Annotated in this window: 11 protein-coding genes and 1 pseudogene; 6 read left to right on the forward strand and 6 right to left on the reverse strand. The window is 59.6% G+C overall.

What is annotated here, in order from left to right:
• The first annotated feature begins 35 nt into the window (after nucleotides 1–35).
• From thiB to ilvN, 6 genes are all read left to right on the forward strand, one after another.
• Nucleotides 36–1,019, forward strand: coding sequence for a thiamine ABC transporter substrate binding subunit (thiB, locus tag CKQ53_RS02575; protein WP_085652351.1), 984 nt, complete (start codon nucleotides 36–38; stop codon nucleotides 1,017–1,019).
• Nucleotides 995–2,605 carry a thiamine/thiamine pyrophosphate ABC transporter permease ThiP gene (thiP, locus tag CKQ53_RS02580; protein WP_094118100.1) on the forward strand — a complete coding sequence of 537 codons (1,611 nt, stop codon included), beginning with the start codon at nucleotides 995–997 and terminating at the stop codon, nucleotides 2,603–2,605. The genes thiB and thiP overlap by 25 nt, the downstream gene beginning before the upstream one ends.
• Nucleotides 2,589–3,305 (forward strand): thiamine ABC transporter ATP-binding protein ThiQ, encoded by a 717-nt coding sequence (gene thiQ / locus CKQ53_RS02585; protein WP_094118099.1) that lies wholly within the window; start codon nucleotides 2,589–2,591, stop codon nucleotides 3,303–3,305. The genes thiP and thiQ overlap by 17 nt, the downstream gene beginning before the upstream one ends.
• A gap of 97 nt (nucleotides 3,306–3,402) precedes the next feature.
• Entirely contained in the window at nucleotides 3,403–3,522 is a 120-nt protein-coding gene (locus CKQ53_RS02590) for an ilvB operon leader peptide IvbL (RefSeq protein ID WP_118894615.1), read from the forward strand.
• 111 nt (nucleotides 3,523–3,633) lie between these two features.
• On the forward strand, nucleotides 3,634–5,295 hold the full coding sequence (ilvB, locus tag CKQ53_RS02595) for an acetolactate synthase large subunit (RefSeq protein ID WP_094118098.1): 1,662 nt from the start codon (nucleotides 3,634–3,636) through the stop codon (nucleotides 5,293–5,295).
• A 4-nt stretch (nucleotides 5,296–5,299) separates the two neighbouring features.
• A complete protein-coding gene (ilvN, locus tag CKQ53_RS02600; protein ID WP_026739090.1) occupies nucleotides 5,300–5,593 on the forward strand; it encodes an acetolactate synthase small subunit in 294 nt (97 codons plus the stop codon).
• Here ilvN and CKQ53_RS02605 read toward each other — a convergent pair whose 3' ends face one another.
• From CKQ53_RS02605 to CKQ53_RS02630, 6 genes and pseudogenes are all read right to left on the reverse strand, one after another.
• Nucleotides 5,594–6,352, reverse strand: a complete 759-nt coding sequence (locus CKQ53_RS02605; protein ID WP_085651819.1) for a DedA family protein — start codon at nucleotides 6,350–6,352, stop codon at nucleotides 5,594–5,596. It abuts the gene before it with no gap.
• A 175-nt stretch (nucleotides 6,353–6,527) separates the two neighbouring features.
• Nucleotides 6,528–7,223 carry an ABC transporter ATP-binding protein gene (locus CKQ53_RS02610; RefSeq protein ID WP_085651818.1) on the reverse strand — a complete coding sequence of 232 codons (696 nt, stop codon included), beginning with the start codon at nucleotides 7,221–7,223 and terminating at the stop codon, nucleotides 6,528–6,530.
• Nucleotides 7,216–7,994, reverse strand: a pseudogene (locus tag CKQ53_RS02615) (ABC transporter ATP-binding protein). The gene CKQ53_RS02610 and the pseudogene CKQ53_RS02615 overlap by 8 nt, the downstream one beginning before the upstream one ends.
• Nucleotides 7,984–9,027 carry a branched-chain amino acid ABC transporter permease gene (locus CKQ53_RS02620; protein ID WP_094118096.1) on the reverse strand — a complete coding sequence of 348 codons (1,044 nt, stop codon included), beginning with the start codon at nucleotides 9,025–9,027 and terminating at the stop codon, nucleotides 7,984–7,986. Before CKQ53_RS02620 ends, CKQ53_RS02615 begins: the two are co-directional and overlap by 11 nt.
• Entirely contained in the window at nucleotides 9,027–9,926 is a 900-nt protein-coding gene (locus CKQ53_RS02625; protein ID WP_085651815.1) for a branched-chain amino acid ABC transporter permease, read from the reverse strand. The genes CKQ53_RS02620 and CKQ53_RS02625 overlap by 1 nt, the downstream gene beginning before the upstream one ends.
• 27 nt (nucleotides 9,927–9,953) lie before the next feature.
• Nucleotides 9,954–11,018 carry an ABC transporter substrate-binding protein gene (locus CKQ53_RS02630; protein WP_409359755.1) on the reverse strand — a complete coding sequence of 355 codons (1,065 nt, stop codon included), beginning with the start codon at nucleotides 11,016–11,018 and terminating at the stop codon, nucleotides 9,954–9,956.
• Nucleotides 11,019–11,114: the final 96 nt, after the last annotated feature.

Below are 11,114 nucleotides of genomic sequence, written 5' to 3' on the forward strand. Positions count from 1 at the left end.
AAGACCTTTGCCACCCTTTTTCTCAGGAGTGCAAAGTGTTAAAAAAATTACTGTCCTGCCTGTTGATTCTCTCTGCTCCGGCGTTGGCGAAGCCTACGCTGACCGTCTACACCTACGACTCCTTCACCTCGGAATGGGGACCCGGTCCCAGCGTGAAAACCGCGTTCGAAAAAGAGTGCGACTGCGAACTGAAATTCGTGGCGCTGGCCGACGGCGTGGCGCTGCTCAATCGCCTGCGGATGGAAGGAAAGCGTTCGCAGGCCGATATCGTGCTGGGTCTGGACAACAACCTGCTAGAGGCGGCTGAACGCACCGGTCTGTTCAGTAAACGAACGGTCGATACCGACTCCCTCTCGCTGCCGGGCGGCTGGCACAACGACACCTTTGTGCCCTATGACTACGGCTACTTCGCCTTTATCTACAATCGCGACAAACTCAAAACCCCGCCGCGCAGCCTGCACGAGCTGGTCGACAGCCCGGAGCCATGGAAAGTCATTTATCAGGATCCGCGCACCAGCACGCCGGGCCTCGGGCTGCTGCTTTGGATGCAAAAAGTCTATGGCGACGACGCCCCGCAAGCCTGGCAGAAGCTGGCAGCGAAGACAGTCACCGTGACTAAGGGCTGGAGCGAAGCCTATGGCTTGTTCCTGAAAGGCGAAGCCGATCTCGTGCTGAGTTACACCACCTCGCCCGCTTATCACATGATCGAAGAGAAGAAAGACAACTATGTCGCGGCGCCCTTCAGCGAGGGCCACTACCTACAGGTGGAAGTCGCCGGTCGTCTGGCGAGTAGCCAACAACCCCAGTTGGCTGAGCGTTTCCTGAAGTTCATGGTCAGCCCGGCGTTCCAGCAGTTGATCCCGACCACCAACTGGATGTACCCGGTCATCGACACCCCGCTGCCCGCCGGGTTCCAGCATCTGGACAAACCGGCGACCACGCTGTCGTTTACGCCGGAGCAGGTCGCCACGCAACGTAATGACTGGATTCAGGCATGGCAACGCGCCGTCAGCCGCTAATTCCCGGCTGGCTCTGGCCCGGCGCTCTCGCCGCCCTGCTGCTGATCGCGGTCGCGGCGCTGGCCTTCGGCGCCTTGTGGCTTCAGGCGCCGCAGAATCCGTGGCGCGCGCTGTGGCAGGACGACTACCTGTGGCACGTCGTTCGCTTCACCTTTTGGCAGGCGTTGCTCTCGACGCTGCTGTCGACCCTCCCGGCGATTTTTCTGGCGCGTGCGCTGTATCGCCGCCGTTTTCCGGGGCATCGCTGGCTGTTGAGGCTATACGCCATGACGCTGGTGCTGCCGGTGTTGGTGACCGTATTCGGTCTGTTGAGCGTGTACGGGCGACAAGGCTGGCTCTCGCAGCTGGCGGCGGCCTTCGGCCTGCCTTACGCGTTTTCTCCCTACGGGCTCGGCGGGATACTGCTGGCGCACGTTTTCTTCAACCTGCCGCTGGCCACGCGCCTGATGCTACAGGCGCTGGAAGGTATCGCCACCGAACAGCGGCAGATGGCCGCCCAGCTTGGCATGGGGGAGTGGCAGCACTTCCGCATCGTGGAGTGGCCCTGGCTGCGCCGACAGCTCCTGCCTGCGGCCGCGCTGATCTTTATGCTCTGTTTCGCCAGCTTCGCCGTTGTGCTGTCGCTGGGCGGTGGCCCCAAGGCCACGACTATCGAGCTGGCGATCTATCAGGCGCTAAGCTTCGACTACGATCCGGCGCGCGCTTCGCTGTTGGCGCTGATTCAGATGGTATGCTGCCTCGGTCTGGTTCTGCTCAGCCAGCGACTGGCCAAACTGCTGCCGGTCGGCTACAGCCAGCAAGCGCGCTGGCGTAATCCTCAGGACTCGCGGTTCAACCGCATAACGGACGCGATGTTAATCGTTGCCGCGCTCTTACTCCTGCTGCCGCCATTACTGGCCGTGGTGGTGGACGGACTGAACGCCTCCCTGCCTGCCGTGCTCCGTCAACCCGCGCTGTGGGATGCGCTGTGGACCTCGCTAAGGGTCGCGATACTCTCCGGTCTGTTGTGCGTACTGCTGACGCTGATGCTGCTGTGGAGCAGCCGGGAACTGAAGCTGCGCCGCCGCCATCTTTCCGGCCAGCTATTGGATCTCAGCGGCATGCTGATTCTGGCGATGCCCGGCATCGTACTGGCAAGCGGATTTTTCCTGCTGCTAAACAGCACCGTCGGACTACCGACATCTCCCCTGTGGCTGGTGGCGACGACGAATGCGCTGATGGCGATCCCCTATGCGCTCAAAGTGCTGGAAAATCCCATGTATGACATCGCCGAACGCTACAACCTGCTGTGTCAGTCATTGGATATCCGCGGCTGGCGGCGACTGCAAACCATCGAGTTACGGGCGCTGCGGACACCGATCGCCCAGGCGCTGGCGTTCGCCTCTATTCTCTCGCTGGGCGATTTCGGCATCATCGCGCTATTCGGCAATGAGCAGTTCCGAACGCTGCCCTTTTATCTGTACCAGCAAATCGGCGCTTACCGCAGCGCCGACGGCGCGGTGACCGCCCTACTTTTGCTGTTGCTGTGTTTTGTTCTGTTCACTCTGATTGAAAAACGGGCGGGCGCTCATGATCGTTCTCGATAAACTGACCTATCTCTACCAGCACCAGCCGATGCAGTTCGATTTGCATGTAGAAGCCGGTGAACGCGTGGCCGTGCTTGGCCCCAGCGGCGCGGGAAAAAGTTCGCTCCTCAGCCTGATCGCCGGTTTTCTCCCGGCGGAGAGCGGCCAGCTTATGCTAAACGGCGTCGACCATCGCCAGACGCCACCGGCCAAAAGACCGGTATCTATCCTGTTTCAGGAAAATAATCTCTTTCCCCATCTGACGCTGTCGCAGAATATCGCGCTGGGACTGCATCCCGGGCTCAAGCTGACGCCGCCGCAGCGCGAGGAGTTAGCTCGCATCGCTGAACGCGTCGGGTTGACTGCGCTGCTGGATCGTCTGCCGTCTCAGGTGTCCGGCGGCCAACGCCAGCGGGCGGCGCTGGCCCGTTGCCTGTTGCGTCAGCAGCCGATTCTGCTGCTGGACGAACCGTTTTCCGCGCTCGACCCGGCGTTGCGCGCGGAGATGCTGACGCTGGTCGACAGCGTGTGCCGCGACCGCCAGCTGACGCTGCTCATGGTGTCGCACCATCTCGACGATGCCGCCCGTATCGCCGATCGCACGGCGCTGGTGGTCGACGGCCGCGTGGCTTACGACGGCTCCACACATGCCCTCCAACAGGGCCGTGTCGCCGCCGCCGGTATCCTTGGGATCGCCCCCATTGAACAGAATAAAAACTGATGGCGAACAGGTTTTGACCTTTTCACGGTTGTGGGTTATTGTCTGCCACAGCCCATGTGAAAATGGTTTGTCCATACACATGGTTTAAAAAAAACCAATGACAGGATTCTCCGTGAAACACACGTCCTCCACGCTAGCACTATCCAACACCGCGCTTGTCGATGCGGTCGTCGTCGTGCGCCTAGTGGTCGTCGTCGTGGTCGGCAACGCGCCGTAACGGGTTCGAATCCAGAAGAGATTCTCAAACCCCGCCGGCGCCAGCCGAGCGGGGTTTGTTCTTTCTGCCCCCCGCTCCCAAACTGCACCGGCTCTGATAAAGGATATGACTATGCGTTATACCGGAGCTGAGCTGATCGTCCACATGCTGGAGCAGCAAGGCATCACGACCGTCACGGGTATTCCCGGCGGGGCCGCCCTGCCGCTGTACGATGCGCTGGGACAAAGCCGAACCATTCGCCACGTATTGGCGCGACACGAACAAGGCGCGGGCTTCATCGCTCAGGGCATGGCGCGCGCCAGCGGCAAAGCGGCGGTCTGCATGGCCTCCAGCGGCCCCGGCGCGACCAACCTGCTGACCGCGATTGCGGATGCGAAACTCGATTCCATTCCGCTGGTCTGCATCACCGCTCAGGTCTCCTCCAACATGATCGGCAGCGACGCCTTTCAGGAAGTGGACACCTACGGCATCTCCATCCCCGTCACCAAACACAACTATCTGGTGCGCGACATCAACGAGCTGGCCCACGTGATGAACGAGGCGTTCCGCATCGCGCAGTCAGGTCGCCCCGGCCCGGTGTGGATCGACGTGCCGAAAGATGTGCAGACCGCCACCATTGAGCTGGACGCCCTGCCGGCGCCTGCGCCGAACGACGCACCGGTGGCCGCCGAACCGCAGGCCCTCGAGCAGGCGGCCGCGATGATCAACGCCGCCAGCCGTCCCGTGCTGTATCTCGGCGGCGGGATCGTCAGCGCCGGCGCGCATCAGCAGGCGATCCAGTTAGCGGAGTCCGCAGGGATCCCCACCACCATGACCCTGATGGCGCTCGGCGCCATGCCCGCCGATCATCCGCTGTCGCTGGGTATGTTGGGCATGCACGGCGCACGATCCACCAACATGATCCTGCAACAGTCCGATCTGTTGATCGTTCTGGGCGCGCGTTTCGACGATCGCGCTATCGGCAAAGCCGAGCAGTTCTGCCCGAACGCCAGCATTATTCACATGGACATCGATGCCGCCGAGCTGGGCAAAATCCGTCAGCCGCACGTCGCGCTGCATGCCGATGTCGCTAAAGGATTGACGCAGCTGCTGCCGCTGATCGAGCCGCAGACGCGCGCCGAATGGCGCCAGCAGGTCAGTGCATTGCAGCAGGAATATCCCGCCAATCTGCAGCAGGACGATCCGCTGAGCCACTACGGACTGGTTCATGCCGTCGCCGAATCGCTGGACGACAGCGCCATTATCTCCACCGACGTCGGCCAGCATCAGATGTGGGTCGCTCAGTCGTACCCGCTGCGCCGCACGCGCCAATGGCTGACATCGGGCGGTTTAGGGACGATGGGATTCGGCGTACCGGCCGCTATCGGCGCCGCGCTGGCGGAACCCGATCGCACGGTCGTATGCTTCTCCGGCGACGGCAGTCTGATGATGAATATTCAGGAATTGGCGACGCTGGCCGAACAGCGCCTTAACGTCAAAATCGTGCTGATGAATAATCAGGCGCTGGGCATGGTGCACCAGCAGCAGGATCTGTTTTACGAACAGCGTTACGTGGCGTCCGACTACAGCTATCAGGCCAATTTCCTGGCGATTGCCGCCGGTTTCGGACTGGCGACCTGTGATTTGAATGCGGCGAAAGATCCGCAGGCCGCGCTGCGCGACATCATGAAGCAGCCGGGTCCGGCGCTGATTCATGCGCTGATCGACGTGAACGAAAAAGTGTATCCGATGGTGCCGCCGGGTGCCGCCAACATTGAGATGATTGGAGATTAATTCTATGCAGACCGCATCCTCTTCAACCCAGGTCACGCTTGAGCTGTCCGTCCGCAACCATCCCGGCGTCATGTCGCATGTCTGCGGCCTGTTCGCGCGCCGGGCGTTCAACGTGGAAGGCATCATGTGTATGCCGCTGCCTGGCGGTGAACAAAGCCGCATCTGGCTGCTGGTGAACGACGACGACCGTCTGGCACAGATGATCAGTCAGGTGGAAAAGCTGGAAGATGTGTTGCAGGTGCGCCGCCACGGCGACGACACCCGCATTTTCGAGCAGGTGGCGGAGTTCTACCGCTGATCAGCCGTAGAAGATCTGCAACAGCAGGTGCAGGTAAACCGACATCAGCGGGTGCCGCCACAGCAGCACCAGACTGATCGCCGCCACGATCGTCGCTGTCGGCGCCAGCCAGCGTAACCGCGCTGGCGTCAGCCATCCCTCCGACGGTGCTCGGCGTGTCCGCCATGCACGCCACAGCAACCATCCGGCGGACCAGGTCAGCACCGCAGCGGTCAGCAACAGCCAGCGGAAGCTGCCGCTGTCCGCCGCCGCGGGGATATCGATCGCCACCCCCGCCAAAATACCCGGCATCAGATATACCGGCGGCCAGGTCAGGCAGCCGATGATATTGGGTAACGCAAATCGCTTCGGCGGCAGTTCCAGCATACCGGCGACCATCGGGATGAGCGGCCGGGTCGGACCGATAAAGCGCCCGACCAGAATGGTCGCGAGATGGTGCTGATGCAGCATTTTTTCGATGCGATAGAGATAGGCGCTGTGTTTCTGGACAAATGACCAACCGTGCAGCCGGTCTTTGAAGCGCCAGCCGATGTAATAGGAAATCCAGTCCCCCAGCAGGCAGCCGATAATGCCAACCCCCCAGGCCGGATAAAGTCCCAGGTGTCCGCTGCCGATCAAAGTGCCCAGCGACGCCATCATTAAGGTGCCCGGTAGCAGCAGCCCCACCAACGCCAGCGACTCAAGAAAAGCCACCAGCAAAACGGCCAGCAGTGAATAGGCCAACGATTGAGTAACCAAGTGCTCAAGCCAGGCTTGCATAAATCCCTACTTATCTGCGCTAAAAATCAGGACTTCGGGATAATAGCAGAAAACCGCCGGACGACAGCGCTTCCCTCGCCGACGGCACGACGGCCTGGCGATCGCCCCCCATATAAACATTGCAAAGACCAATTCCTGCGGATGCAGCAGGCGACGGCAACGCCGCCGCACTACGTCAACCGCCGAGATACAGGGTCTTCACCTCGGGATTCGCCAGCACTTCCTGTGCGGGTCCATGCAGGACGATCTTACCGTTTTCCAGCACGTAGGCCCGGTCGGCGATTTTCAGCGCTGCGGTCGCATTCTGCTCAACCAGCAGGATCGTAATCTTCTCCTCGCGCAGTTGACGAATGATGTTGAACAGCTCGCCCACCACCTTCGGCGCAAGGCCCAGACTCGGCTCGTCCAGCATCAGCAACGCCGGTTCACTCATCAGCGCCCGGGCAATCGCCAGCATCTGCTGTTCCCCGCCGCTCATCGTGCCCGCCAGCTGCGCACGCCGTTCTTTCAGACGGGGAAACATCGCATACATCTTGTCGCGCAGATAGCTGAACCTCACCGGGTTGTTGTACGCCCCCATCCGCAGATTTTCTTCGATGGTCAGGTTGGTGAACACCTTGCGCCCTTCCGGCACCAACGCCAGCCCCTGACGCACGATCTGATGCGTCTGACGGTGGGAAATATCTTCGTTGAGAAAATTGACCGCGCCGGTGGATTTCACCAGATTGATGATGCCATTCAGCGTCGACGTTTTCCCGGCGCCGTTACTGCCAATCAACGTCACAATCTCGCTGTTGTTGACCTCGATATCGATCCCTTTCAGTCCCTGAATCAGACCGTAAAAAACCCGTAGATCGGTCGCTTTAAGCATAATCGATGTCCCCCAGATACGCGGCGATGACGTCAGGATGGTTGATGGCTTCGTTCGGCGTGCCGCTAAACAACGCCTTGCCGTAGTCCAGCACCATCACCCGCTCGCACAGGGAGTTCACAAACGACATATCATGTTCAATCAACAACACCGTCAGTCCAAAATCCTTTCGCATTTTGAAAATCAGCTGCGCCAGTTCCGCCGTCTCGCGGGGTTCATCCCTGCGGCAGGCTCGTCAAGCAACAGCAGCTTGGGCGACGTCGCCAGCGCCCGCGCAATTTCCACCTTACGCTGATTGCCGTAACTCAGGTTGGTCGCCAGCGAATGGGCGTGTTCGGCGATGCCGATATAGTCCAGCAGCTGCATCGCCTTTTCCCGCGCACGCTTCTCCGCCGTGAAGAAACGCCCACAGCGCAGGGCGGCTTCGAGGAAAGAGTAATGAATAAAGCGATCGAGTCCGATCAACACGTTGTCGAGCACCGTCATGGACGGGAACAACCGGATGTTCTGGAACGTTCTGGCGATCCCCCGGTTCACCACCTGATTCGGTTTCAGCCCGGTCAGCGCCTGAGACTCCAGTTCCACCGTGCCGCCGGTTGGCTTGTAGTTGGCCGTAATCACGTTGAACAGCGTGGTTTTGCCCGCGCCGTTCGGTCCGATCAAACCGAAGATCTCCGCAGGCGCAATGTGAAAGCTAACGCCGTCAATGGCGCGCAGTCCGCCAAATTGCATGGTGACGTCCGCAACGCGAAGTAGTGCCTCATTTGCCATTCTGACGCCTCCCGCGTATTTCCCAAATTTCCCGTTTGCCCAGCAGCCCTTCGCGTGCGAACAGCATGATGATCAACAGCACCAGCGAGAACACCACCATACGCAGGCCGGGATGCGATCCCAGATCCTGACCGAACAGCGTCAGCGGCTGATCTAGGAAGCGCAGCCACTCGCCGCTCCCCACCACGACGATCGTCCCCAGGATCGCGCCGGTGGTGCTGCCCAATCCGCCCAGCACGATGATGATCAACAGCTGGAAGGTCAGCATAAAGTCGAACAGATCCGGGGAGATGATGGTGAGCAGCGAGGCCAACAGGCCGCCGCCGATACCTTCGAAAAAGGCGCTGGTCGCAAAGGCGCAGGTTTTGATGCGGAAGGTATTGATGCCCATCGCAATCGCGGCATCTTCGTCATCGCGCACCGCCTTCATCGCCCTTCCATACTTGGAGTAGACCAGCTGCAGGACGAACAGCACGGCGACGATCGCAATGAACCCGCACCAGTACAGAATATGATCCGCCTGCGGGATCTCATTCAGTCCGATAGCGCCATTGGTGATTTGCGGGTTGTTGATCGCCAGGATCTTGATAATGAAACCAAAGCCCAGTGTGACGATCGCCAGATAATCGCCCCGTACGCGAAAGACCGGGAACGACAGACAGACGGCCACCACCGCGGCGCAGATGCCGCTGATGACCAGCGCAGGCAGAAACGTCGTGTGCAGGGCCAGAATGAACGGACTGGGCGACGCCATTTCGAACATGTCCGTTTTGTTGTCTGCGGTCAGCAACAATAGCGCCGTGACGTAAGCGCCGATGGCAACAAAACCGTTCGGCTCCAACGACAGCTGGCCGGTGACCCCGTTGATCAGGTTGTAGCTGACCGCCAGGATCATGAAGATAAAGATGTTGCAGATAATGCGAAGCACATAATCATTGAACGCGTTTTGCAGGGTAAAAAGCCCTAAAAAAGCCAGCGCGAACAGGACGATATAGCACAACAGCAGCGAAGAGGAGGTCTGCGGCATTCTCATCAGAAGCGGCTCCTTTCCAGTCGTTCATCACCCATGATGCCCACCGGTCTGAACAGCAGCACCAAAATAAGAAACATGAAGGCGAAAGCATCTTTGTACCCGCCCAATTCCGGGAAAACGGCGACCGCCACCACTTCGGTAAAGCCCAGAATAAAGCCGCCGATGACCGCCCCGGTCACGCTGCCAATTCCGCCCAATACCGCCGCGGCGAAAGCTTTCAGGCCGATCAAGACCCCCATTAGCGGATCGATAGTCGGGTAGCTGATGGCATAGAACACCCCACCCAGCGACGCCAGCGCGCTCCCCAGCGCAAACACCAGCGAAATGATGTGGTTGGCATCAATCCCCATCAGGCGCACGGTATTGACGTCGAACGCCACCGCGCGGATCGCCATCCCTTGTCGGGTGCGGTACAGAATGAACAGAATGATCGCCAGCAGCACCAGGGTGATCAGCGGCACCATCCACGCTACCTGCGTGATCACGATGTGGCCGATCGTCACGGTTTTGTTGAAAAACGGCGGCGATTCAAAGAAACGCGGGCTACCGCCGAACACGACGTTGAAGAGGTTCTCCAGAAAGAAGCTGACGCCGATGGCGGTGATCAGCATGGAAATTTTGGACGCCTGCCGCAGCGGGCGATAGGCGATGCGATCGATGGCGACCCCAAGCAGGGCCGAGACCAGCACCGAAAATAGAATCGCTGCCCCGAAAGGCAGCCCGAAGGAGGTAAAGGCGATCAGCGCCAGAAAGGCGCCGACCATCATGATATCCGCATGGGCGAAGTTAATCAGCCGTAGTACGCCATACACCATGGTGTAACCAATCGCGATCAGCGCATACATACTGCCAAGGCTCATGCCATTGACCACCTGCTGTAAAAAAACGGCAAAATCCATTGTGCGCTCCTTACTACATCCCGCCGATTAAGGATTGACCACCGTTTTAAACGCCAGCTGCCCGTTCTTGACTTCGTTGATGACCGCAGGACGGATCGCATCGCCGCCTTTCAGGGTCAGCGTCCCTGTAATGCCGGTAAAGTTGGTGGTCGCACGCAGGTTTTTGTTCACACAGACGCGGTCGTGCGGGTCGCTACACTTATTCATCGCCGCAATAATCATCTTGTAGGCGTCTGCCGTCATCGCGCCCCAGGTATGGGTCGGTTCTTTATATTTGGCGGTCCACGCCTGAATGAACTTCTCGCCGTCCGGCGTCTGCTCTTTCGCATTCGGCGAGTAGTAGTCGGTGGTCATGTAACCTTCCACCGCATCCTGACCGAGTTTGAAGAAGATCGGATCGGCCGCCAGACCATCGCCGCCCACCACCGGCACTTTCAGCCCCAGCTGCTTGGCCTGTACCGCAATCAGCGCGCCTTCGGTGTAGTAAATCGGCATGTAGATCATATCGACGTTGTGCGATTTCACCGTCGAGAGCTGCGCTTTGAAATCTTTGCTGCCGCCCGGCGCCTGCACTTCGACAGCGATAGTGCCGCCGTTTTTCACAAACTGATTGCGGAAAGCGCGCGCCAGACCGACCGAGTAGTCGTTGCTGCTGTCGAACATGATGGCCGCTTTCTTGGCCTTCAGATCGCGGCTGGCCAGGTTGGCGCCGACCACCCCTTGGAAGCTATCGGAGAAGCACACCCGGCTGACGTACTCGCGATTACGGGTGACGCGGTCGTTGGTCGCTGTCGGAGAGATCAGCGGCGTTTTGGTGTCTTCCGCCATCTTGGTCATCGCCAGCGTATTGGTCGACGTCACCTCGCCAATCACCGCATCCACTTTGTCGCTGGAGACTAAACGCTGCATGGCGTTGGCGGCTTCCACCTTGTCGCTCTTGTCATCGATGATAATCAGCTTGACGGTGTCGCCGTTCGCCAGCTTCGGCTCCATGGCATTAATCAGATCCACCCCTTTCTGAGAAGGCTGGCCATAACCGCTCAACGCGCCGCTCAAGGGCAGCACAACACCGATTTTGACTTCGTCCGCCATGACATTCGCGGCCGCCAGCGCAGAGGACACACAGACTGCCGCTATCGTTGTTTTGAAAACTCTTCTCTTCATGTTCCGCCTCGTCAATGAATAGTG

The sequence above is a fragment of the Lonsdalea britannica genome (genome assembly GCF_003515985.1).
Taxonomy (GTDB): Bacteria; Pseudomonadota; Gammaproteobacteria; order Enterobacterales; family Enterobacteriaceae; genus Lonsdalea; species Lonsdalea britannica.